The sequence below is a fragment of the Mycobacterium sp. NGS59 genome (assembly GCF_059812345.1).
The window spans coordinates 277,864-300,347 of the sequence record NZ_JCALCN010000003.1 but is presented as its reverse complement, the minus strand read 5'-3'; the positions used below and the strand labels follow the sequence as shown (position 1 = coordinate 300,347).

Genomic DNA, 22,484 nt, shown 5'->3' with positions numbered 1-22,484 from the left:
TGTGCGGACGCTACCATCGCCCCCGGGTGCCTGTTCAGGCTGAGGCTGACTCGCTGGACACCGGCCCGGGGCTCCGCCGGGGTCAGACACGGCCACTTCGATGCCCATCGCGGCGAGGTAGGAGATCTCATGGTCGAGATTCACCTGGAACGCACCATCACGGCACCCGTGGAACGGGTCTTCGACTGGTTGGCCGACCCCGCCAGCCTGGCGGCGGCGCCGTTGGTCATCAGATCGGGATGGGCGAAAGGCTCCCCGGCGCCCGGCACCGGCGCGACTCGGGAAGTGTGGGGGACCGGCATGTGGTTCCGCGAGGACATCACCGCCTACGACCGACCGCACAGCTACACCTACCTGATCGTGCGTTCGGTGCCCGCGTTCGACCACGACGGTGGCACGTTGACGTTCACTCCCACCGGTGAGGGCACCCACGTCGACTGGCTGACCAACTACACCCACCCGCTGTACGCCGGCGGCAAGGCGATGGAAAAGATCAGCCGCCCGCTGCTGCGATGGAGCTTCCTGGCGATCCTGAACGCCTGCGCCAGGGAAGTAGAGAAGTGAATCTCAGAAACGCCCGCCGCACGGGCGGTCGCGGTGCAAGACTTTTTCCATCAGTCCAATGCGGCCGTCGAGGGGTAGTCCGGATTGGCTGGACACATGAACGCTGACCGGGCCCGTTCGCGCACCTTCGTCGTGACCGGCGCCGCGTCGGGTATCGGCCTGGCCACCGCGCAGCGTCTGCTCGACGAAGGTGGCACCGTCATCGGCGCCGACGTGGCCGCACCGCCTGACCTCGGCGCCCAGTTCCACTTCGTGACGGCCGACATCAGCGACGAGGCCGCGGTCGAGGCGGTGTTCGCCGCGGTTCCCGACCGCCTCGATGGCGTCGTCCATTCCGCCGGGGTGGCCGGCGGTGGGCCGGTACATCTGCTTCCCCGCTCCGAATGGGAGAGGGTCATCGCGGTCAACCTCACCGGGACATTCCTGGTGGCCAAGGCCGCGCTGGCCCGGATGATCGAGCAGCCCCGGGTCGACGGAGAGCGCGGCTCGATCGTGACGCTGGCCAGCGTCGAAGGTCTGGAGGGCACCGCGGGGGGCAGCTCCTACAACGCCGCCAAGGCCGGGGTGGTGCTGCTGACCAAGAACATCGCGGTCGACTACGGTCCCAGCGGCATCCGGGCCAACGCAATCTGCCCGGGCTTCATCGAAACCCCTTTGGCCGAAAGCGTTTTCGGGATGCCGGGGATGGAGGGTCCGCGCGCCTCGATCACCAGGGAGCACGCGCTGCAACGGTTGGGCCGTCCCGAAGAGGTCGCGGCCATGGCGGCTTTCCTGGTGTCGCCGGATGCGTCGTTCGTGACGGGGCAGGCCATTGCGGTCGACGGCGGGTATACGGCCGGCCGCGACCATGAGGTCGTGCAGATGTTCGGCTTCCCCGACTGAGTCAGTGGTTCTTGCCGCCTTTGGGTTTTTTGCGGGGGTTCTGCGGCGGACCCGGTGCCGGCGCGGGGACACTGCTGGTCTCCGCCGCCGATGTGGGCGGCGTCGTCGTCGGCGTGGTGCTCGGCGGTGGCGGCGCGGGCGTGGTGGTGGTGACCGGCGATGACGGTGGTGCCGAGGACGGCTTGCCGACCGCAATCAGGATCGCTGCCAGCAGCAAGGTCGCGACGAGCGCCACCGCCCACCACCTGCGTCTGCCGAGGCTCGGTTGAGGCGGCGGACCCACATAGGAGTAGGTGCCGGAACTCGGAAGTGGTGCCGTCATCGCTCTCGTAGGCGGGGGAGACGTCCGCGGAGGAAGCGATACGAACGCCGGACCGGTACCGGTCAGCGCGGCACGCATCGCTGCGGCTTCTTCGAACCTCTCGGCGGGATCACGCGCCATCGACCGCTCGATCACGGCCGCAAGGCTGTGGGGAGCATCGGGTCGCAGCGACGACAGTGGCGCCGGCGAGTCGTGCAGGATCGCCCGAGCCAGGGCACCGAGATTCGTCTGCGGGAACGGTCGGCGTCCGGTCAGGGCCTCGTAGCCAACCACGCCGACGGCATACAAGTCGTCTGCGGGTGTGGCCGGTTTGCCGGTCAACCGGTCCGGGCTCAGGTAAGCCATGCTGCCCAGGATCTCGCCAGTCATCGTGTGGGCCCCGCCGTTGGTCTTGGCGATTCCGAAGTCCCCCAGCTTCGCCTCCCCGGCGGCGGTGAACAACACGTTGCCCGGCTTGACGTCGCGGTGCAGCACCCTGGCGTCATGAGCGACGATCAACGCGGCGAGGATGCTGTCGAGAACGGACCGTACGAAGGCCGGCTCCAGTGGGCCTCGCGCGATGTGGTCGGCAAGCGACACGCCCGGCAGCCGCTCCATCACGATGAAGGGCAACCCCTCATGCTCGCCGACATCATGGACGACCACGATGTGCGGGCTGGTCTGTGCCGCGGCGACGCGCGCCTCAGTCTCGAACCGCACCCGGTCTTGGGCCCGACCGCCTTCGGAGTGCAACAGTTTGATCGCCACTGGACGGCCGAGCTTCAGATCGAGACCTTCGCGAACCTCCGCCATGCCACCACGACCCAGGACCGGCCCGAGTTGATAGCGACCGCACAGCGTAGCCCTCGGTTCCAATGCTGTTGAGGCACTGCCAGTTTGAAGGGGGGCGGAGCTCGGAGGATGCGTTCTCATTCTGGTCGGTGCCCCTCGTGCCGCTATCGACGGACGCATACTTGGTCCCGCGCAATTTCGCACACGTGGATTAGCCGGAATCGGAGAAATTGAAACCTGGGCGCGGGTGCATACTGTTCGAGTCGCAAGCTGACTGGAAAAGGAACACCAAAATGACACGGACAGCAGGCGGCCCGGTGATGTCCAAGGTGCTCGCCCAAGCTCGCGGGATGCGCAACCTGGTACAGGCCGAGGCCGCGGCATCCGAGCAGCTGCGTACCATGACCGACGCCATCGTCGACGAGATGTGGGACAGCGGGCTGATGACGTCGCTGAGCCCCCCCGAGGCCGGCGGGATCGAGCCCTCGCTGGCCGAGATGATCGAGACGTGGATCGAAATGGCTTGGCAGGACGGCTCTTTCGGCTGGATCGGAATCGCCAACCTGCCGTCCAGGTTCGCCGCCGCCACCTATCTGCCCGACGACGGGTTCGCTGAAGTGTTCACCGCCCACCACAACCACGTCACGATGGGCGGACAGTTCTTTCCCAACGGGCAGGGCGCCGTCGTCGACGGCGGCTACCGACTCACCGGGTCGTGGAGCTTCGGCTCCGGCACCGGCCACTCGCAGTACGTCGCAGCGGGCTTCTTCCCGATGGACAACGGGGAGATGCGCTGGATCAGCGAAGGCGTTCCCGACATGCGGGTGGCCGTCATCGCGCGCGAGGAGATCCAGTTCAACGACGGCTGGCATGTGCAGGGCCTCAAGGGAACCGGGTCCTACGACTACAGCGTGCAGGACGTGTTCGTGCCGGCCCGACGCACATTCGGGCTGTTCGACCGCCAGCCGCGGCGCGGAACCTCGCCGGCCGCGCGGATGGGTCTGATGCCGGTGACTGCCGCCGGGCACGCGTCCTGGGCGCTCGGAGTCGCCAAGAGCATGCTCGACGACGTCGCCGAACTGGCCGCGACGAAGTTCCGGATGAGCGACATGGCGTCGCTGGCCAGCCGTCCGACGTTCCAGAAAGGGTTGGCACACCACGTTTCGGCGTGGCGTGCGGCCCGGCTGTTGGTTCTCGACGCGTTCAGCGCCGCCGAATCCGCCGTCGCCGCCGGTGCCGATCTGAGCCCGACCCTGCGTGCGGACATGCGCGCCGCCGCCGTCTACGCCACCGACACCGCCCGCGAGTGTGCCGAGTGGTCACACCTGGTGGCCGGCACCAGCTCGATCCGCGAAGGGAGCCGTCTCGAACGCGCGTTCCGCGACATCTACACCGGCACCCAGCACGCGTTCATCAGCGAGAAGGTGGCCATCGACTCGGCACAGATCTGGCTGGGTGTCATCGAGGACCAGTTCGGGCTTTGAGTAGGTGGGTAAGTCGGTTAATATAGCCAACATTTCCCCCCATCCCGCTGAGGTAGCCGCTTGCATGAATGACCATGACCTGGCCGCGCAACTGGCCACCCAAGCGGGCACGTTACTGCTCACCGTCCGCGAGGAGTTCGCCAGCGCCGACGCGAAGGAGCGAAAAGCCGCTGGAGACAAGCGCTCTCACGATTTCCTGATGGACGCACTGAGCAACGAGCGCCCAGGGGACGCGGTGCTTTCGGAGGAAGGCGCCGACGACCCGGTCCGGTTGCGCTCGGAGCGGGTCTGGATCGTCGACCCGCTGGACGGCACCCGCGAATTCTCCGAGCTCGAGCGTGCCGACTGGGCGGTGCACGTCGCGTTGTGGCAGGCCGGTGAGCTGGTGGCCGGCGCCGTGGCGCTGCCGGCGCAGGGAATCACCCTGGCGACACCGACCGTTGCGCCGCCGCCGGCCGGGTCCGGGAAGCCCCGCATCGTGGTGTCGCGCACCCGCCCACCCGCGATCGCGCTGGCGGTGCGCGAAGCGCTGGACGGCACCCTGGTCGAAATGGGTTCTGCCGGAGCAAAAGTGGCTTCGATCGTGCAGGGCGTGTCCGATGTCTACGTCCATGCCGGGGGACAGTTCGAATGGGACTCGGCCGCGCCGGTAGCCGTCGCCCGGGCCGCCGGCCTGCATACCTCACGCATCGACGGGTCGGCGTTGGCCTACAACCAGCCCGATCCCAAACTGCCGGACCTGGTGGTGTGCCGGCCCGAGTTGGCCGAGGCCGTACTCGCCGTCACCCGCGGCTCGTGACGCTCGTCCTGTCGACGAACCGCTCGACATACGGCGCGAACCGTCGTCTCAGCTCGTTCCTGTCCAATCCGAGATCCTCGGGGTGGTACTCGACCCGGCCCAGCCGGCCGCGGCGGTGCCCGGCCAGATAGTCAGCGACCGCGGTGCGTGACTCGGGGGAGGGGGCGTAGCGCGCGACGTCCCAAACGCGTTGCACCATGGCCAGATCGTCGGCCATGAACTCGTCGAACCGGACGTCGATGGTGCGCTCGGCCGGCAACTTGTCGTGGTCGCGAAGGCATGCGCTGAGCAACTCGTCGATGCGGGTGATCCAGTAGTCGGCGACGGTGTGCACGTCGACCTGATCCACCGACATGCGCATGGTGTAGGTCATCATCGTGGCCATCGAGATCGAGACGTCGACCGGGTCGCGGTGGGTGATGACGAACGTCGCGTCGGGAAAGACGTTCAGGATCGGGACGAACTGCTCGAGATGCTGCGGCGACTTGAGCACCCAGCGCCGGTCGTACCCGTCCTGGTGCTGCAGCACCTGCAACATCATCCGCAGAAATTGGTAGCCCGGCGTCTGATCGTTGTCGCGCAGATAATCCGACCATCTCGGCAGATGAGTGAGCGTGGTGAAGAACCCGCTGGAGAAGTCCTGAACCATCAGCCCGATGTCCTCGTGGATGTGGTCGATCGTCATCTCGTGCATCAACGTGAAATACGGCATCAACGTGTTCGAGATGTTCAGCGCGTCGCCGGTGCGCAGGCGGCGCGGCTCGATGGTGCCCTCCTCGCCAGGCGCGGGCAGCGGCTCCTGAGCCTCCCAGTACGGCAGCGACCGCAGCGCCGGATCGGCCGCGAGCAGGCTGTGCAGGTGCGTGGTACCGGTGCGTGGCAACCCCGCGATCACCAGCGGCGCCTCGATCTCGACGTCGAAGATCTCCGGGTGTCGCTTCAGGTGGTCGATGACGCGCAGCCGACCCTTGAGGAAGGTCAGCATCAGTGAGAACGCGTAGGTGCGGCCGAACGCGGTGAAGTGGGGCAACTCGCCAAAGGCATGTAGCAGCACCGCCATTCGTTCGCGGTAATCCTGGTCGCCGAAGTCGGTCAGACCGGTCTGTGCGGACGCTTGCTCGTGCAAGCCGTCCACGGTGAGCGGGCAGTACTCGGCCATCGCGGCCATGCCGTCGATGATCGCCTGCGCTTCGGGCGTGAAAGTCGGTCTGGCGAGGTCGGTGATGTGCACGACGTCGGTCACCGTCGGACCATACTCCCAGCGGTGCAGATTTTACAACATCCGCGCTGGTGTATCTTGATCGGATGGTTGCACCCGAAAGTTCGGCGGCGTGGCGCGAACTTCTCAGCGCCTTCGCTGATTTCGACAAACTCTTCCTCGAGGGCGCCAAGGCGGTACGCGGCGAGGCCGCCGTCGCCGAGGGATATCGGTTTCTGGCCACCATGCTCGGGATGGCCTTCGACGTGAACGTCTTCGGGGATCCGGTGGCACCCCGTTTCGCCGATCTGTTGACGCCGTTTCGGCACGACCGTCGCTGGGGCGGTGACAACACCGACGCTTACTACAGCTATGCCGTCGTCGACCCGCGCCGCACCTACCGCGTCAGTGGCGCGCCGAACGGCAGCGCGATGTATTCGGTCGCCGTCTACAACGAACCCGAGCCCGGTGCCTGGCCCAATCGCACGGTCGGCGTGCTCTACGACGAGGACATGCCCCTGGATGCCGAAGGACGGTTCGCCTGTGTGTTGGGCCCGGCGCGGCCGTCGGGTTACGACGGGCCGTTCATCGAGTTGGGCGGCGACGCACGCGGCGTGTTGACCCGGGATTACCACCTGGATCCCGCGCGTACCCGTCGGGTGGACTGGACGATCGATGTCGTCGACCATGGCGGACAACCCGTTGTCCCGCTGAAAAGCGATGCGGCAGTGGCACAGTCGTTACGGGCAGCGTTGCGCTGCGCGCAGGACATGTTCGCCATCGTGCCGCTGGTATTCCCAGGACAGAGCGAGTTCAGCAATGCCTTTGCCCCGCCCTACCGTGCCGGCGCCGCCACGCACGGCTACTCGATGCAGAATGCGGTCTACTCGTTGGGCACCTATGCTCTGGAGCCCGACGAGGCACTGGTGATCACCTCGGTTCATCCGCCGTGCCGGTTCTGGAATCTGACGCTGTGGAATCAGTACATGGCCGCGCCGGATCTGGAATACGGCCGCGGCGGCATCAACTGCGGCTCCGCGGTACCCAACAGCGACGGCACCGTCACCATCGTGATCGCCCGGCACCAACTCGAGCATCCCAACGCGATCTCGACCAAGGACCATCCGGAAGGGCTGCTGTCGTTCCGCTGGTTTCACGCCGACGAACTGCCGGCACAGCCCGTCACCGCCGTGATGCCTGCCTCCCAAGCCCCGCGGACGGTCACCTAACGTTGCGCGAGCAGACGTAAAAGCCCCTCAAACGGGACGTTTTCGGGGGCTTTTACGTCTGCTCGGCAGGGAACGGGGCGGGGTCAGCACCACCGGGCCGATCCAGTGGCGCAGCACCTTACGCAACTGCGCCGCCGAGCGCGGTGGGTCCGGGGGCGCCAGCACCATGGACTGCACCAGCCGTAGCAGGTACTCGACCAGGTCGTCGAAGTCCTTTCCCCGGTATCCCAATGTGGCCCAATCGATTCCGGTATGTTCCAGCAGAAGTCGCGACCGCTTCAGTGCCGTTCCGACGACCATCTGCCGGCTGGTCAGCTTGGCCCGTTCGGCGTCCAGGAGCATCATCAGCAACGGTTCACCGGGTAGTTGCTCGACGAGATAGGCGACCGTTTCGACGAGCAGGTCGACGGGATCGCTGATACCGGAGGCGAGGTCGGCGATCCGCCCGGTCCATCCACCCAGGGCGACTTCGCCGGCCGCCGTGACCAGGTCGTCGATCGTCGGGAAATACCGGTAGACGGTAGGTCGGGTGACGCCCAGGTCGTCAGCGATGACCGAGATGCTCGTCTGTCGTGGGCCGCGCTGCTCCAGGCTGCGGATAGCCGCGTCGACAATGCGCTTGCGCGCCTCCTCGTCGTCCGCGGGCGGCGCTCCGCCCCAACCCTTTCGGCCCACGGTGAGTAATCATACGGTGAGGGTGCGGCTGTCAAATCCGGTCAGGCGGCAACTTCGCCAGGACGCCCGAGATCGCGCCGCCGACCACGATCAGCACGACGCCGACGACGGTGTCGATGGACGCGGTCGCCAGGCCGGCGATCCCGGTCACGATGATGAACGTAGGCAGCCAGTCCAGGATCTGCAGGATCGAGGGGACCTGCGCCGGCTCTCCGTTGTCGAGTGCGGACATGGCCGAGGCGTAGTCGGGGTAGAACTCGGTGAACGCGACCGCCAAGAAGATCGCGCCAAGCTGCAGGATCCAGCCGGTCCAGAAGTTGCCCGGGTCGCCCAGCACGTAGTCGCCGACGAAGCCGACGCCCGCCGCGAACGTGAACGCGCCGACCCACACCGCCGAGATCACCTTGTTGATCTGTTTGAACAACGGGCTACCCCAATGCTCTTGCGGTGTGGTGTCTTTGGCGTAGGCCATGGTGAAGGGCTTGCGGATGAGCACGGAGAACCAGGCGAACATCGCCAGTGAGATGTTGGTGATCTCGCCGGCCCACACTTCCAGAAAGCGGATCACGTCGTGCGTGGCGAACAAGCCGACGATTGCCATCGCACCGAAGAACGCCGCGCCGAACATCTCCAGCGAGTGAATCTTGATGTTGCGGACAAGACCAATCAGCATCACCAGGACCGAGAAACCCAGCGCCGCAACGACTGCGACCTCGAAGCGGCCGGGTTGGGACAGGACCGACAACAGCGCCCAGGGCGCGATGCCGCAAAAGGGCGACTTGAGGAATCCGTCGAGCATGCTGCCGGCACTGCGGCGCTCGGACCGCTGCCGGTCGCGGTTGGCGAAGAGGACTGTCTGGGTCATGAGCTGTTCTCCAAAACGTTTCTAAACTGACATGTCGATAATGACCTATCAGTAGTGACATGTCAATACCGGATGGTTAGGATGGGCGGGTGAGCCTACGACATGCCGCGCTCGGGTTGCTGTCCCAGGAACCCGGCAGTGGGTACGACCTGCTGAAACGGTTCAAAGAGTCGATGGACAACATGTGGCCGGCAACCCAGAGCCAGCTCTACGGCGAGCTCAACAAGCTCGCCGCCGAGAAGCTGATCGAGGTCTCCGACCGCGGCCCGCGGGGCCGCAAGGAGTACGCGATCACCGATGCCGGCCGGGCCGAACTGCATCGCTGGATGTTGGCGCCGCAGGAGGATCCACCGATCCGCAACGCCGCGATGCTGCGCGTCTTTCTGCTCGGGCAGCTGCCGCCCGAACGGGCGCGGGAATATCTGGAATCCCTGCAGACCGTGGCCAGGCAGGAACACGCCCACTATCGCAAGATCCTCGACTCCTACGACTGGTCGGAAGACCACGACGCGTTCTTCGCCCGCGCCGTGCTCGAGCAGGGATTGCGCTGGACGCAACACGAGATGGACTGGGCCGAGTGGGTCATCGAGCGGCTCGACAAGCGGGCGTGAGGTGCCCGCTAGCGTTCGCGCAACGCTCGTCCCATGCGCGAGACCGCCTCAGTCAGAATGGTTTTCGAGGTGGCAAAGTTGAGGCGGACGTGTCCGGCGCCTCCGGTGCCGAACACATGTCCCGAGCTGAGCGCGACGCGGGCGTGGTCGCGAAACCAGCGGGCCGGTCCGGACAGGTCGGAGACAACTTTGATGCCGTCGCCGGCCTGGTCGTCGATGCCGAGTTCGCGGCAGTCCAGCCAAGCCAGGTAGGTCCCTTCAGGGCGCAGCAGCCGCACGCCCGGAAGGTGTTCGGCAACCAGATCGCCTAGCAACGTACGGTTTTCGTCCAAGCCGGCCAGGAGTGCATCCAGCCAGGTGCCGGCGGCGGTGAATGCTGCCGTGTGCGCGATCAAGCCCAGATGGCTGGCCCCGTGGCCGACTTCCTCGGGCATCCGGCGGAGTTCGGGGGCCGACTCGGGGCCGGCCACGGCGATGGCCGCTTTGATACCCGCGAGGTTCCAGGCCTTGGAGGCCGATGTCAGCGCCAGGGCATTCTCGGCGCCGGGCACGCTGAGATACGGGGTGAACCGCGCCCCGGACAGGATCAGCGGCGCGTGAATTTCGTCGGAGACCACCCGAATATCGAAGCGGCGAGCCAGTTCGGCGACGGTGCGCAGTTCGTCGGCGGTGTGCACCGCTCCGGTCGGGTTGTGCGGATTGCACAGCAGGTAGGCAACTTTGCCGCCGGGGCCGGCCGAGCGGCGACCACGCGCGAACGCATCCTGCAACGCGTCCAGGTTGATTCGGCCGTCGGTACCCAACGGCGCCTCGACCACCACGCGCCCGTCGTGCGCGACGAAGGCGTAAAAGGGCGCGTAGACAGGTGAATTGACGATGACGGTGTCGCCGCGGTCGGTCACCAGCCGCAGCATTTCGACGATTCCCAGCATGACGTCGGGAACGACGCGGGTCCGGCCCACCGCCATGTCCCACTGCCAGCGCTGCGCGGCGAATTCGCCGACCGCCTTGGCGTAGTCCTTGCCGTGCGGGTATCCGGTGTCGCCGGAATCGACGGCCCGATGGATGGCTTCGGCCACTGCCGGCGCCAGGTTGACATCCATCTCGGCGACCCACAACGGCAGCACATCGGCCGCGTGTGCTCGCCATTTCATACTGCTGCGCCGGCGTAGTTGGTCGAGCGTCAACTCCTCGAGGGGGTTAGCCGTCACCCTCGGATTTTAGCCCGCGCCTCTTCCCCCGCGACCGCGCCCGTTCTCCCGCACCCGCGCCCGTTCTCCCGCGAGCAGACGCAGAATCGCACTGAAATCGCTCGATTTGTGCGATTCTGCGTCTGCTCGCGGGGAGGGTCAGCGGCATGGTGGATTGAACAAACATTAGGTTAGGGTGCGAGAGTGTTCACCCTCCGGTTCGACATGCGCGCGCCCAGTTGGGCCGGGTCGGCCGCCGACCTCTACGGCGCGGCTGTCGACATGTGCGCCTGGGCGGAGACGCGCAGAGCGGTGCTGGTCATCTTGTCCGAGCACCATGGCGCCGACGACGGCCACCTGCCGGCGCCGCTGATGTTGGCCTCGGCCATCGCTTCGCGCACCAAGCACTTGGCGATTCTGGTTGCGGCGGTACCGATCCCGATGTGGGACCCGGTCCGACTGGCCGAGGAGATCGCCGTACTGGACCTGATCAGCCGGGGACGGGTGTCCTACGCGTTGGGTGTGGGGCATCGCGCCGAAGAGTACGAGCACTTCGGCATCGACATGACGACGCGCGGCCGGGTGGCCGACGAGATCGTCAGTGTGCTCGCTCCGTTGGTGCGCGGCGAGACCGTGCAATACCGCGCCCGTCAGGTCCGGGTCACCCCGCGGTGCGCCACCGCCGACGGCCCGCTGATGCTGATCGCCGGGGGCAGCAAGGCCGCGGCCCGGCGGGCGGGTCGCCACGGGCTCGGCTTCATCTCCCAGACCGACTCGCCGGGTCTGCGGGAGTATTACGAATCCCAGTGTCGCGCAAACGGATACGAGCCGGGACCCTACCAAGGCCCGGTGCCCGGCACGCCGACCACGGTGTTCGTCGCCGACGATGTCGACAAAGCCTGGCGGGAACTGGGTCCCCACCTTCTGCACGACGCGAAGATGGCGGCGTCCTACCGGCCGCACGACGACACGGTCGCCAGCATCACCCGCGCCGACACCGTGGCTGCGCTCCGGGAAGAGGGCGGCCCGTACCGCATCCTCACCGTGCAGCAAGCCGTCGAGTACGTCGGTAGCGGACGGCCGCTGCCGTTGCATCCGCTGTGCGGTGGCGTGTCGCCGGACGTGGCGTGGCCCTACCTGGAATTCGCCGCCGCAGCGGTTCAGACGTGAAGGAGACTGCGATGCGCGTTGTCGTGTGGGCGACCGGGGGAGTGGGGTCCATTGCTATCGACGCCATCCGGCGCCGGCCGGACCTGGAATTGGTTGGCGTGTGGGTACATTCGCCGGACAAAGTCGGCAGGGACGCGGGTGAGCTGGGCGGCGGGGCGCCGCTGGGATTGGCGGCGACCGACGACGCCGACGCGCTGCTGGCCTTGCGGCCCGACTGCGTGGTCTATGCCGCCAGCGGTCCCGAGCGCGACGCCGGCGCGGTGCCCGACTACCTGCGGTTGCTGTCGGCGGGCATCAACGTGGTGTCGACGTCGTCGACCAGTCTGGTCCATCCGCCGTCCTACTTCGCGCCGGACTGGCGCGGCCAACTCGAGGCGGCCGCCCGCGCCGGCGGGGCTTCGTTCTACGTGTCTGGGATCTTTCCCGGTTTCGCCTCCGACGAGTTGGCCCTGCTGATGACCACCCAATCCAAGAGCATCCGCCGCATCACTGTCAGCGAGGTGGCGCTCAATGATCACTATCCGGTGGCCGACGTGATGATGGACGGCATGGGATTCGGCCGTCCGCTGGATTTCGAGCCGATGCTCAAGACGCCTGGTTTCATCGAAATGGCATGGAAGGCACCGCTTTACCTGATTGCCGACGGGCTGGGCGTGCAAATCGAGGAAGTGCGCGGCACGCTGGACCGCGAGCTGACCGATCGCGACATCCAGGTGGCGTTCGGCACCATCCCCGCGGGCACGTGTGGTGCGGTGCGCACCCGGGCCGCGGCGGTGGTCAACGGCCGCGAGGCCATCGTGATCGAACACGTGATCCGGATGGCGCGCGACGTCGCACCCGACTGGCCGGCTTCGGAGTTCGACGCGACCTACCGGGTCGACATCGACGGGGATCCCGACATCCACTGTGTGCTGACGCTCGGCGCGGCCGAGGGGCACGGCGCCGGACGGGCGGCGATGGCCGCCACGGCGATGCGCGTCGTCAACGCGATCCCCTATGTGGTGGCCGCGCCGCCGGGACTGCTCAGCTCGTTGGACCTACCGACGACGTTGCCGCGGCACGCTTTTGAATAGCGCGAGCAGACGCAGAAGCACCTCATTTCGGCACGAAATGAGGTGCTTCTGCGTCTGCTCGCGCAGACTCAGGCAGGGCTCAGGCCAGCTGGACCCGGCCGGTGATCAGGTCCATGATCGCCTTGCCCGGCGCATATGAACCGGTGATCGATGACATGGCGTGGCCCTGGTCGACGTTGAGCGTGATGCCGTTGATGGAGCCCGAGGCGTCGCTGTTGAGCATGATCATCGCCTTGCCGATGTCCTCGGGGGTCAGCGTCGCGGTGCCGGTGTCGTCGCGGTAGTCCTGGGCGAAGGTCAGCCACAGGTCGGCGTTCGCGCGGGCCAGCGGAGTGTCGGTGGGGCCCGGGCAGACGGCGTTGATCCGGATGCCCTTCTTCTGGAAGTGGTAGCCCTGCCAGGCGACGTAGCCGTTGATCGCCTTCTTGCTGAAGCCGTAGTGGATGATTCCCTTCGGCTCGCGCTCCTGGCACCAGTCGTGCGCCGACTTGTAGTCGGGCGTGGCCAGGAAGTCCTGCACCAGTTCCAGGTCGTTCTCCCACCCCATGCCTGCCACCGACGAGATGAAGCAGATGGCCGCGCCGCGCTGGAGCAGGTCCTTGTCGAGCAACCGTTCGATCAGGTGGCGGTGCCCGATGAAGTTCACCTGCATCAGCTTCGGGCCGTCGGCGACACCGGCGGCGGAGAACAGCGAGTGGACGGGTCCGTCAAGCTCGTCGACCGCACGGTCGATCGAGTCCTGGTCGCTGAGGTCGAGCGAGATCACCTTGTCGGTGTCGAAGTCGACGGGCGCGAAGTCCATCACCGTGACGTGTGCGCCGAGATCCTTGGCGATCTGCGCCGCGGCTGCGCCCATGCCGGTCGCACCACCGACCACCAGAACGCGCTTTCCTTCATAACCCAGTAAGTCTGACGCCGTCGTCATCTTTCCTCTTTTCGCTGGTGGTTAATGCACCGACGTTACAATATCCGGACCAGCTGTAAGTTACAAACCTGTCCCGGTTTCAGCGGTTGACCTCGATCGCGGGTCCCACGTAGCGTACGTGAGACAAATATTAGGTCGGCTAGGAGTAGCTGTGTTCACCCTGCGCTTCGACATGCGGGCTCCGGCGTTCGGAGCCGACCCGACGGCGCTGTATGCCGCCGCGCCGCAGATGTGCGCGTGGGCGGAGGGGCACGGGTGCCTGGCAGCCGTCGTGTGTGAGCACCATGGTTCCCCGGACGGTTATCTGCCGTCACCGATGCTGCTGGGTTCGGCGGTGGCGGCGTGCACCGAGCGCCTGGCGCTCAGCTTGATCCTGATCCTGCCGTTCTACGACCCGGTCCGGCTCGCTGAGGACATCGCCGTGCTCGACATTCTCAGCGCCGGCCGGGCGTCCTACATCATGGCGCTGGGATACCGCCCCGAGGAGTACGACATCTTCGGGCTGGAACTGGGTGATCGGGGTCGGCTGGCCGACGAGAAGCTGGGTCTGCTGCGCCGACTGCTGGCCGGTGAGACGGTCGTCGAAGATGGCCGGCGGATCTTCGTGACGCCTCAGCCGCTCACCAAGGGCGGTCCGGCGATGATGTGGGGCGGCGGCAGCCTGGCCGCGGCGCGCCGCGCCGGTCGCTACGGACTCGGGATGCTGGCCAACGGTAACGTCCCGGGAATGCGTGCGGCATACGAGGATTCGTGCCGCAAGCACGGACACGAGGTCGGGCCGGCCTTCTTCCCCGACCGCAACACGCCCTCGGTCACTTTCGTCGCCGACGACGTCGAGCAGGCCTGGTCGGAGCTCGGTGAGCACCTGTTGCATGACGCGCGCACTTATGCCGAATGGAATCCCGGCAACCAGACGTCCGCGGGTTTCTCGCACGTCACGACCGTGGACGAGCTGCGGGAGACGGGCACGTCGCACGTGATCATCACCGTGGACGAAGCCGTCTCGCGGGTGCGGGCCGGAAAGATGCTGACGTTGTCACCGCTGTGCGGCGGGCTCCCGCCCGAGGTGGCGTGGCCGTATCTCAAGCGCGTCGGCGAGGTCGTGCTACCGGAGGCGTCCGGGGCGCCGCCCGGCGACGGCGAGTTGCTCTCCAACAAGAACGGGTGACCCATGACCGGGGCGAGCGCCACTGAGATCTATTATGACCCTTTCGATTTCGACATCGACGACGACCCGTACCCGGTCTGGAAGCGGATGCGGGACGAGGCTCCGCTGTATCACAACGAAAAGTACGACTTCTACGCGTTGAGCCGGTACGAGGATGTCGCGCCTGAGCTGACGAACTGGGAGACCTACCGGTCGGGCCGCGGCACCACCATGGACATCATCATGAGCGGTGTCCAGGTGCCGCCGGGGGTGATCCTGTTCGAGGATCCGCCCCTGCACGACCTGCATCGCCGTTTGCTGTCAAGGGTTTTCACGCCGCGGCGGATGGAAGCGATCGAACCGCTGACCCGGGACTTCTGCGTGCGGGCGCTCGACCCGCTAATCGGGTCGGGCCGGTTCGACTTCATCGAAGACCTCGGCGCGATGGTACCGATGCGCACCATCGGCTATCTGCTGGGGATTCCCGAAGAGAATCAGGCGGCGATCCGCGACCGCGGCGGACGGGCAATCAACTTGCGCGAGGGCACCTTTCGTGCGGTCGACGCCGACCTGTTCGAGAAGAGCTACGAAGTGTTCTCCGACTACATCGACTGGCGGACCGAGCATCCGTCCGACGACCTGATGACGGCGCTGCTGAACGCCGAGATCGAAGAGAACGGTGTCACGCGACGGTTGGACCGCACCGAGGTGCTGATGTACACCAGCACGATCGCCGGCGCCGGCAACGAGACCACGACACGGCTGATCGGATTCCTGGGTCAGCTGCTCGCCGAACACCCCGAGCAGCGTCGCGAACTCGTGGCGGACCCGTCGCTGATCCCGATGGCGATCGAGGAGACCCTGCGCTACGAGGCTCCCTCACCGGTGCAGGCACGTTACGTCGCGCATGATGTCTCATGCCGCGGCACGCTGGTACCGGAAGGCTCGATCATGTTGCTGCTCAACGGGTCAGCCAATCGCGATGAGCGTAAGTTCGCCGACGGCGAGCGCTTCGACATCCACCGCGGCGCCAGCCACCTCAGCTTCGGGCACGGACTGCACTTCTGTCTTGGGTCGGCCCTGGCGCGCATGCAGGCGCGGGTGGTCTTGGAAGAGGTGATCAAACGCTGGCCGCAGTGGTCGGTGGACTACGACAACGCCGTCAAGGCGCACACCAGTAGCGTGCGCGGCTGGGCGAGCCTACCGGTTATCACCGCGTAGCTGTGTTCACCGGGGTTCTCTGTCACACGCGCCCCATCCGTCACCGCGTCGAGACAGTTGGCGCCATGCCCGCCTCAGCGCGACTTGCCCACCCATGCGCGACACCCTGTGCGCGTGACGCTTCTATGCCCTCGAAGTGGCCGCTGAATGTCATACCAATGTGTAACGGTAGCCTCATGACTCTCATCCTGAGCGGAATCGAACTGCGTTACGTACTTGCCTGGCAGCTACAGTTGCACGGGCAGGCGACTATCCCCGAGATGACGAAAGCATTGAGCCATCACGGCTTTGGCGTCACCGGCCGACCGTCGAAAGCCATCTCGGATGCTTTGCGTTGGGAAATTTCCCGAGGCCGAGTAAAGCGAATCGGTTGGGGCAAGTATGGTCCATCCGGCATTCCGCGCAGCACCCAGCACCGTATACATCAACGAGTGCTGGCGCTCCGCGGTGAGGCGGACGCGCGACGGATGCTTGAGGAGATTGGGTACACCGACCCACGCGATTCTTAGGCGGCGTGGGTCGCGGCAATGCTGGCGAATGTCGCGCTGGGGCGGGCAAGTCGCGCTGAGGTGGGCATCAGGCGAACTATCCGCGGATGTTGACCGATGTGGGGGGTGTGCTTCAGTGCCGGAACTGCTTCGAGCGGGAATGTCGCGCATGGGTGGGCAAGTCGCGCGGAGGTGGGCATACGGCCAACTGTGTTGGGACGGTGACTTATCTGGTGCATGTGACCCAACGGGCGGGCGATTGTTGACTCGGCACTCAGGTCTCTGCACGATGAACAACTGTTAGGTTTCAATCCTCAGGCTAGGAGAATGAGTGTCCTACGAAAGCACCGCGCAGCCAATCAAAATCGGCTACCTGATGGACTTTCTGCTACCCGAAGGCTTCCCGAAGACCTACTTCGAGGACTTGACCCAACCGTTCGATCTGGTGTTCAAACAAGCGGTCGAACAGGGGTTGATAGACCGGCCGATCGAGATCCTCTACCGCGAAGTGGAAGGCCTGCCGAAGGGTTCGGTCAAAGCGGTCATCGACGCCTACGGCGCGTTGTGCGACGAAGGTTGCCTGGCGATCTTCGGCCCCAGCATCGCCGACAACGCGATCCCGGCGCGGGAGGCGATCGAGGAACGTTTCAAGGTGCCCTGCATCAGTGTGACGGGATCCGATGTCGCACTTGGCGAATGGTTCTTCGCTTTTCCGATGGGCTCACACACCGACGAGCCGATCTTCTGGTCCGACCTGTTGACGAAGGCGGGCCACACCGAAGTCGGCGTACTGGTCGAGCAGTCGATAGTCGGGGAGACCTATCTGCGGAATCTTCGGGATGCGTGCAGGCGTAAGGGTATTCGGGTGGTGGCCGAAGCGTCGATAGCGCAGACGGCGCAGGACGTGACCGCCGCGGTGAACACCCTTCACGCAGCCAAGCCGCAGGCAATCGTGCACTGCGGCTTCGGGTTCGGCGTGGTCTTCGTCAATCCCGCACTCCAGGCCCTGGGCTGGGACCCGCCGCGCTACTGCGGCACCGCTTTCCAGAACGCCTGGCTCAATCCGATCATGTGGAACGCGTTCATGGGCTGGACAGGTGTGGACCAGTACGACGAGGGCAATACGGTCGGGCAGAAGTTCCTGGACGAATACCGCCAGGAGTACGGTCGCCGGCCGGAATGGTGCGTGCCGGTGGTCAACAGGGACATCGCATGCACCCTGCTGCGGGCACTCGCCGACGCACACCCGTTGAGTCCGCGCGGTGTCAAGGAGGCGCTGGAGCGGGTGAAGATGATGCCGGCGGCGTCCGGCGCACCCGGCACGCGGGTGTCGTTCGGCAACTGGACGCGTCGGGCGTGGATGGGTGCGGGTTACCTGGTGGCCCGTCGGCTCGATGCCGACGGCGTGAACTCCCACCTGATCGACCGCTTCGGGGAAGAGTAAGTCCCGCCTGCGCCTGACCGGATCAACGACGACACGTTTTGTCCGCCGTTCTCCGGGAACTCGCAGCAATCATGGACATCACCGTCACGTTCATCGGCAACGCCACCACGCTCATCCGTGCCGGCGACATCACCGTGCTCACCGATCCCAACTTTCTGCACAAGGGTCAGCACGCCTATCTCGGCTACGGCCTGGTATCCAAACGCCGCAAGGCACCCGCGCTGACGATCGACCAGCTCCCGTCCATCGACGTCGTGCTGCTGTCGCATCTGCACGGCGACCACTGGGACCGGGTGACGACGAAAGGGCTGGACCGTGAACTTCCGGTCCTGACCACCCCGGCGGCGGCGAACCGGTTGCACTCCAAAGGTTTCGAGCACGCCGCCGCATTGTCGACGTGGCAGGCGCACACGATGGTCAAGGGGGATGTCCAGCTCACCGTGACGGCGCTGCCGGGTCGTCACGCCCCGCTGTGGACGAAGCGCCTGCTCCCGCCGGTCATGGGCAGCATGCTCGAATTCGGAACAGTGGACAGCCCGACCAGGCGGCGTCTCTACATCTCCGGAGATACGCTGCTCATCGACGAACTCGGCGAGATCCCGGTCCGGTTCGACGCCATCGACGCGGGCATCCTCCACCTCGGCGGAACCCGCCTGCCCGCCGGCGCGCGATTGCCGTTCGGGTTGACCGTGACCATGGACGGGCAGCAAGGTAGCGGGCTCGTCGAACGGCTCGACCTGCCCAAGGTCATCCCGGTTCACTTCGACGACTACACGGTGTTCGCCTCACCGCTGTCCGACTTCAAGGCCGAGATGAAACGCCGCGGTCTCGACGACCGCATCCTGGAGATCGAACGCGGTCACTCGGTGTCGGTTTAGCTCGCCTGATCCACCAGCACCGCGCCCTCGGGCCGCTCGCCGAGGGTCTGCAGCTGCAGCGCGATGTCGGCGCCCTGCGCGGTCAGACGAATGATCTGCGCCAGTTCGGCGGGTGCGTCACATTGCAGGTAATGATCGGCCGTCGGGACCACCCAGTAGCGGCTCCGACCGGGCATCCCCCGCAGGTAGGTATGCCAGACATGGTTCGCGACCCGCAGCGGGGCGACAGTGTCGTGCAGGCCCCAGATCAGGGTCACGTTGACCGGCAACTGCGAAAGCGCTTCCAGCCAACGCTTCTCGTCGGCGGCCCGCTCGTGCAGGTACTGGATCGTGTCCGGCAGCACCCTAATCCCGTCGTTGTAGGCGAAACACTTTGTCAGCGCCGAGATCTCCGGATCGTCCGGCATCCGGCGCGGCATGAACGTGGTGACCCCGAGGCCGGCGGCCAACAGCTCCGGCGTCGTCTCGGCAGCAGCGGCACGACCCGACGCGGCGTCGAGGAGCGCGAGCTGAAAGGCGGTCAGATTGGACAGCGGGAGATAGATGTTGCCGTTGGTGATGATCAAATCGACAGGCAGCGCTGACTTCTCAGCGAGCAGGCCTAGCGCGATCATGCCGATGCTGCAGCCGCGGTCGTGGGTGATCATGCGGTAGTCGCTCAGTTTCCACACCTCGGTGATGGCATGCACGAGCAGTCGCGCGTCGTCGTAGAGCGAATAGACGTACGGCTCGGGTGGTTTGTCGGAGACGCCATAGCCCGGGAAATCCAGCGCGAAAATCTCGAATTCGCCGCCCAATTCCCGCGCCAGCGGAAAGTAGTCGATGCTCGACGTGGGAAAGCCGTGCACACAGACCAGCGCTGGTTTGCCCGGTGTACCGAATCGTCGCAGGAACACCGTGACCGGCTGCCGGTCGTTGGCGTCGGTGGTCGACCAGCTCAATTCGGTTCCGCCGGTGTGCCATTCCACGAAGATGTCCATCGTCGAGCCTCTCAGGTTTGCGGGAACGTCACGACGGCCAGCAGTAGCGGCAACTGGTTGCCCTTCAGTTGCGGGGTGGGCAGCATCTCCGGGCCGAGAAAGGAGCCGCTGAGGTAGTTGTCGGCATTGAACACCGCCGTCGTACTGACCTGGCCCTGGTAGCTGAAACCCTCGAGCGCGTAAGGCAATCCGTCGGCTTCGAGCAGAGACGGACCACTCATCAGCTGAAAGTGCAGATGCGGCGCATTCGAATTGCCGGTATTGCCCAGCTCGGCGATCTGCTGTCCCTTCTTGACCTTGTCGCCCGGTTTCACCAGCAGTGATCCCTGGATGAAATGGGCGTACATGGCATAGACCCCGTCGCCGATGTCCATGATGATGTGATTGCCGTCGATGTTCTCCACGGTGAGTTTCGCGGCCAACGCGGGATCGGATGACGGCAGGATGCCCGGCTTGTTGGCTTCGATGCTGTCCAGCGTCGACACCACGGTGCCGTCGGCGACCGCGTAAACCGGTGTCCCGTAGCTGATGTAGCTCTCATTCACCGTCCGGTCGCCCACGTAGAAATTGCCTTGGTCGTTCATCCGCATCCAGTCGATCGCGAATCGCTGGCTGTTGTTGAGTTTCATGTTGACCGGAAGGATGGCGTCACGGTGCGCCCACCCCGGTTCGCAGCAGCCGTTGAAGGCGACCCAATTGTTGCCGCGCAACGGGGAACCGATGATGCGCGGCGTCCCGGCCGAGATGTCGAACGGTGCGCCGAGGGTGTCGATGGGGCCGGATGTCTTGGCGGCGCTCGGATTACTCACGCCGGTGCCGTGCAGCCGCAGCATCACCGCTTTCGGGAAATCCGAGAGGTTGTCGAGCCGGAAGTCGACGAGCAACGACCGCGACGACTGCGGCGCGATGGTGAAGTCGGGTGCGGGCGCGGCGGGCACCAGGCGCAGCCGGTTGCAGTTGCCGTAGTTGCAGGCGGGATCGACCAGTTGATTTCCCGAATATGACGCCAACACCCTCTTGGGGTCCCGGCCGTCGACCACGTCCACACCGGTCAGGCTGGCCGGCTCCGCCGTCGAGTTGGTGACCTGCATGTCGAACGCCAAGTGGTACTTGTCGTCGGTACCGGGAAACGCGAAGGTCGGCCGGCTGATCGGTGACACCGTCAACGGCGTGAAGGCATCCGGGACGGTGACGCCGGCCAGCGGGTCGCTGTTCGGGGGTGCGCCGCCGGCGGGCTGCTTGGGCGCCGATGTACAGCCGGCAAGCACGAAGGCGAACCCGATGGCTGCCAGCTTTACCCAGCAACGGTGCCGCTTCGCCATCTGGTGTTGCCTCCTTGGTCAGCCGTACGCTCGGCCACCGTCGGCTCCCTCGAGTCGCGGTTGCGTCACGGCACTTGAAAAGAACGGTAACGAATCTCCAACCTCTCGCCGTGTCGCGCGAAAATCAAGCCGTTGTTGTTCCAGCCACGTCCATGAGAGTCCCGGCCATGACCGACGAAGCCTCGACGACGAGAGGGGGACTGTGCTCAAACGGTTGCGCGCTGTCCTCGTCGTGGTCGTCGCGGTCTGCGCGGGCGGCGGATTGGCCGTCGCAGATCCCGCCGGGGCCGCGGGCGTGACGGCGGCGACGTGCGAACAGCGAACGCTGGTGCTGACCCCCTTCCCAGCCGAGGCCGACGCCGTCTTGGCGCACACCACGCTGGACGCGAATCCCATTGCGATACATGACAATCAATATTTCTATCGCGGTTCGATCGCCGGCAAGAAGGTGTTCGTCGCCATGACCGGGATCGGCATGGTGAACGCCACCCGCGTCACCGAGACCGCGCTGAACCGGTTCACCTGCGCCTCCGGCGAGACCATCGCAGCGGTGTTGTTCTCCGGGGTCGCCGGAGGAGCCGGGCGGACCAGCATCGGCGACGTGGCCGTGCCCGCCCGCTGGAGCCTGGACAGCGGAGCGACGTTCGCTGCCGTCGATCCCGGCATGCTGGCCGCGGCGCAAGCGCTCACCGTCAACCTCAGCAGCGTCAACAACCTCGGCAATCCAATGTGCCTGTGCCGTCACGTCCCGACCGTCAAGCTGATCGATCTGAAACGGTCGCCGCAGCTGTTCGTCGGCGGCGACGGCTACAGCCACGACGCCAACAACGGCCAGGCCTTCCCGTGTGTGCCCAACGGCGGCGACGTCTTCGGATGCCAGCCGTGCAGCCCGCCGGGGCGTTCCTTCTTCTACACCGGGAACTTCGTGCAGGCCATCGGGCCCTTCCTGGCCAAAGGGTTGCTGAGCAACCTCAACATCCAGACTGCCGAGAATCCGGCCTTCGATGCGGTGGACCAGGAGACGGGTGCGGCGTTGGCGGTCGCCGCGGCGCACGGCATCCCGTTCCTGGGCATCCGGGGCATGTCCGACGGGCCCGGTGACCCGCTGGGCCTGCCGGGCTTTCCGTTTCAGTTCTTCTTCTACAAGCAGATCGCCGCGGAGAACGCCGCCCGGGTGGTCGAGGGATTCTTGGGGACGTGGGCCGGAGCATGAAGTACTTTTGCGGCCGTCGGCCTGACTAAGCGC

General features: G+C 65.8%; 22 protein-coding genes. 14 read left to right on the top strand and 8 right to left on the bottom strand.

Annotated features, from left to right (window positions below; all coding sequences use genetic code 11):
* Window positions 1-129: 129 nt before the first annotated feature.
* Window positions 130-564 carry an SRPBCC family protein gene (locus AC5Y46_RS06475; protein WP_499990467.1) on the top strand — a complete coding sequence of 145 codons (435 nt, stop codon included), beginning with the start codon at window positions 130-132 and terminating at the stop codon, window positions 562-564.
* A 96-nt stretch (window positions 565-660) separates the two neighbouring features.
* The gene (locus tag AC5Y46_RS06470; RefSeq protein WP_499990466.1) at window positions 661-1,446 is read left to right on the top strand and encodes an SDR family NAD(P)-dependent oxidoreductase; all 786 of its coding nucleotides are present in this window, start codon (window positions 661-663) and stop codon (window positions 1,444-1,446) included.
* Between the two features lies 1 nt (window position 1,447).
* On the opposite strand, the gene AC5Y46_RS06465 is transcribed toward AC5Y46_RS06470, so the two are convergent.
* Window positions 1,448-2,680, bottom strand: coding sequence for a serine/threonine-protein kinase (locus AC5Y46_RS06465; RefSeq protein ID WP_499990465.1), 1,233 nt, complete (start codon window positions 2,678-2,680; stop codon window positions 1,448-1,450).
* 179 nt (window positions 2,681-2,859) lie between these two features.
* Between AC5Y46_RS06465 and AC5Y46_RS06460 the strand changes: the two genes are divergently transcribed.
* Both AC5Y46_RS06460 and AC5Y46_RS06455 read left to right on the top strand, forming a co-directional pair.
* Window positions 2,860-4,023 (top strand): acyl-CoA dehydrogenase family protein, encoded by a 1,164-nt coding sequence (locus AC5Y46_RS06460; RefSeq protein ID WP_499990487.1) that lies wholly within the window; start codon window positions 2,860-2,862, stop codon window positions 4,021-4,023.
* A gap of 64 nt (window positions 4,024-4,087) precedes the next feature.
* Window positions 4,088-4,822, top strand: a complete 735-nt coding sequence (locus AC5Y46_RS06455; protein ID WP_499990464.1) for a 3'(2'),5'-bisphosphate nucleotidase CysQ — start codon at window positions 4,088-4,090, stop codon at window positions 4,820-4,822.
* On the opposite strand, the gene AC5Y46_RS06450 is transcribed toward AC5Y46_RS06455, so the two are convergent.
* Window positions 4,806-6,065, bottom strand: coding sequence for a sulfotransferase family protein (locus AC5Y46_RS06450; RefSeq protein WP_499990463.1), 1,260 nt, complete (start codon window positions 6,063-6,065; stop codon window positions 4,806-4,808). The two genes, AC5Y46_RS06455 and AC5Y46_RS06450, sit on opposite strands and share 17 nt — an antisense overlap.
* A gap of 62 nt (window positions 6,066-6,127) precedes the next feature.
* Here AC5Y46_RS06450 and AC5Y46_RS06445 point away from each other — a divergent pair, with 62 nt between their 5' ends.
* Window positions 6,128-7,249, top strand: coding sequence for a DUF1214 domain-containing protein (locus AC5Y46_RS06445; protein ID WP_499990462.1), 1,122 nt, complete (start codon window positions 6,128-6,130; stop codon window positions 7,247-7,249).
* A 27-nt stretch (window positions 7,250-7,276) separates the two neighbouring features.
* Here AC5Y46_RS06445 and AC5Y46_RS06440 read toward each other — a convergent pair whose 3' ends face one another.
* Window positions 7,277-7,924, bottom strand: a complete 648-nt coding sequence (locus AC5Y46_RS06440; protein ID WP_499990460.1) for a TetR/AcrR family transcriptional regulator — start codon at window positions 7,922-7,924, stop codon at window positions 7,277-7,279.
* A gap of 31 nt (window positions 7,925-7,955) precedes the next feature.
* Window positions 7,956-8,723, bottom strand: a complete 768-nt coding sequence (locus AC5Y46_RS06435; RefSeq protein WP_499990486.1) for a DUF3159 domain-containing protein — start codon at window positions 8,721-8,723, stop codon at window positions 7,956-7,958.
* Between the two features lie 155 nt (window positions 8,724-8,878).
* Between AC5Y46_RS06435 and AC5Y46_RS06430 the strand changes: the two genes are divergently transcribed.
* Complete coding sequence (locus AC5Y46_RS06430) at window positions 8,879-9,400, top strand: PadR family transcriptional regulator (RefSeq protein WP_499990459.1); 522 nt, start codon at window positions 8,879-8,881, stop codon at window positions 9,398-9,400.
* An 8-nt stretch (window positions 9,401-9,408) separates the two neighbouring features.
* Here the strand turns inward: AC5Y46_RS06430 and AC5Y46_RS06425 are convergent, their stop codons facing one another.
* Window positions 9,409-10,611 carry a MalY/PatB family protein gene (locus tag AC5Y46_RS06425; RefSeq protein ID WP_499990458.1) on the bottom strand — a complete coding sequence of 401 codons (1,203 nt, stop codon included), beginning with the start codon at window positions 10,609-10,611 and terminating at the stop codon, window positions 9,409-9,411.
* A 183-nt stretch (window positions 10,612-10,794) separates the two neighbouring features.
* Between AC5Y46_RS06425 and AC5Y46_RS06420 the strand changes: the two genes are divergently transcribed.
* Both AC5Y46_RS06420 and AC5Y46_RS06415 read left to right on the top strand, forming a co-directional pair.
* Complete coding sequence (locus AC5Y46_RS06420; RefSeq protein WP_499946056.1) at window positions 10,795-11,760, top strand: LLM class flavin-dependent oxidoreductase; 966 nt, start codon at window positions 10,795-10,797, stop codon at window positions 11,758-11,760.
* A gap of 11 nt (window positions 11,761-11,771) precedes the next feature.
* Window positions 11,772-12,833, top strand: coding sequence for an NAD(P)H-dependent amine dehydrogenase family protein (locus tag AC5Y46_RS06415; protein ID WP_499990457.1), 1,062 nt, complete (start codon window positions 11,772-11,774; stop codon window positions 12,831-12,833).
* Window positions 12,834-12,912: 79 nt separating this feature from the next.
* Here the strand turns inward: AC5Y46_RS06415 and AC5Y46_RS06410 are convergent, their stop codons facing one another.
* Entirely contained in the window at window positions 12,913-13,758 is an 846-nt protein-coding gene (locus AC5Y46_RS06410; RefSeq protein WP_499946058.1) for an SDR family oxidoreductase, read from the bottom strand.
* Between the two features lie 151 nt (window positions 13,759-13,909).
* Here AC5Y46_RS06410 and AC5Y46_RS06405 point away from each other — a divergent pair, with 151 nt between their 5' ends.
* From AC5Y46_RS06405 to AC5Y46_RS06385, 5 genes are all read left to right on the top strand, one after another.
* A complete protein-coding gene (locus AC5Y46_RS06405; RefSeq protein WP_499990454.1) occupies window positions 13,910-14,926 on the top strand; it encodes an LLM class flavin-dependent oxidoreductase in 1,017 nt (338 codons plus the stop codon).
* A gap of 3 nt (window positions 14,927-14,929) precedes the next feature.
* Complete coding sequence (locus AC5Y46_RS06400; protein WP_499990452.1) at window positions 14,930-16,126, top strand: cytochrome P450; 1,197 nt, start codon at window positions 14,930-14,932, stop codon at window positions 16,124-16,126.
* A gap of 158 nt (window positions 16,127-16,284) precedes the next feature.
* Window positions 16,285-16,635, top strand: a complete 351-nt coding sequence (locus AC5Y46_RS06395) for a hypothetical protein (RefSeq protein WP_499946097.1) — start codon at window positions 16,285-16,287, stop codon at window positions 16,633-16,635.
* A 310-nt stretch (window positions 16,636-16,945) separates the two neighbouring features.
* Entirely contained in the window at window positions 16,946-18,058 is a 1,113-nt protein-coding gene (locus AC5Y46_RS06390) for an ABC transporter substrate-binding protein (RefSeq protein ID WP_499990451.1), read from the top strand.
* 71 nt (window positions 18,059-18,129) lie between these two features.
* A complete protein-coding gene (locus AC5Y46_RS06385; protein ID WP_499990450.1) occupies window positions 18,130-18,936 on the top strand; it encodes an MBL fold metallo-hydrolase in 807 nt (268 codons plus the stop codon).
* Here AC5Y46_RS06385 and AC5Y46_RS06380 read toward each other — a convergent pair.
* Entirely contained in the window at window positions 18,933-19,916 is a 984-nt protein-coding gene (locus AC5Y46_RS06380) for an alpha/beta fold hydrolase (protein ID WP_499990448.1), read from the bottom strand. The two genes, AC5Y46_RS06385 and AC5Y46_RS06380, sit on opposite strands and share 4 nt — an antisense overlap.
* 11 nt (window positions 19,917-19,927) lie before the next feature.
* Window positions 19,928-21,238 (bottom strand): M23 family metallopeptidase, encoded by a 1,311-nt coding sequence (locus AC5Y46_RS06375; RefSeq protein WP_499990447.1) that lies wholly within the window; start codon window positions 21,236-21,238, stop codon window positions 19,928-19,930.
* 202 nt (window positions 21,239-21,440) lie between these two features.
* On the opposite strand from AC5Y46_RS06375, the gene AC5Y46_RS06370 reads away from it, so the two are divergent.
* Window positions 21,441-22,451: a 5'-methylthioadenosine/S-adenosylhomocysteine nucleosidase family protein gene (locus AC5Y46_RS06370; protein WP_499990445.1), complete on the top strand. Its 1,011-nt coding sequence runs from the start codon at window positions 21,441-21,443 to the stop codon at window positions 22,449-22,451.
* Window positions 22,452-22,484 lie beyond the last annotated feature (33 nt).

Coding starts and splice junctions, on each gene's coding strand:
- AC5Y46_RS06470 (WP_499990466.1), top strand. CDS start 661: ATGAACGCTGACCGGGCCCGTTCGCGCACCTTCGTCGTGACCGGCGCC.
- AC5Y46_RS06435 (WP_499990486.1), bottom strand. CDS start 8,723: ATGCTCGACGGATTCCTCAAGTCGCCCTTTTGCGGCATCGCGCCCTGG.
- AC5Y46_RS06460 (WP_499990487.1), top strand. CDS start 2,860: ATGTCCAAGGTGCTCGCCCAAGCTCGCGGGATGCGCAACCTGGTACAG.
- AC5Y46_RS06380 (WP_499990448.1), bottom strand. CDS start 19,916: ATGGACATCTTCGTGGAATGGCACACCGGCGGAACCGAATTGAGCTGG.
- AC5Y46_RS06445 (WP_499990462.1), top strand. CDS start 6,128: ATGGTTGCACCCGAAAGTTCGGCGGCGTGGCGCGAACTTCTCAGCGCC.
- AC5Y46_RS06465 (WP_499990465.1), bottom strand. CDS start 2,680: ATGAGAACGCATCCTCCGAGCTCCGCCCCCCTTCAAACTGGCAGTGCC.
- AC5Y46_RS06410 (WP_499946058.1), bottom strand. CDS start 13,758: ATGACGACGGCGTCAGACTTACTGGGTTATGAAGGAAAGCGCGTTCTG.
- AC5Y46_RS06375 (WP_499990447.1), bottom strand. CDS start 21,238: ATGGCGAAGCGGCACCGTTGCTGGGTAAAGCTGGCAGCCATCGGGTTC.
- AC5Y46_RS06475 (WP_499990467.1), top strand. CDS start 130: ATGGTCGAGATTCACCTGGAACGCACCATCACGGCACCCGTGGAACGG.
- AC5Y46_RS06415 (WP_499990457.1), top strand. CDS start 11,772: ATGCGCGTTGTCGTGTGGGCGACCGGGGGAGTGGGGTCCATTGCTATC.
- AC5Y46_RS06395 (WP_499946097.1), top strand. CDS start 16,285: ATGTGTAACGGTAGCCTCATGACTCTCATCCTGAGCGGAATCGAACTG.
- AC5Y46_RS06455 (WP_499990464.1), top strand. CDS start 4,088: ATGAATGACCATGACCTGGCCGCGCAACTGGCCACCCAAGCGGGCACG.
- AC5Y46_RS06385 (WP_499990450.1), top strand. CDS start 18,130: ATGGACATCACCGTCACGTTCATCGGCAACGCCACCACGCTCATCCGT.
- AC5Y46_RS06400 (WP_499990452.1), top strand. CDS start 14,930: ATGACCGGGGCGAGCGCCACTGAGATCTATTATGACCCTTTCGATTTC.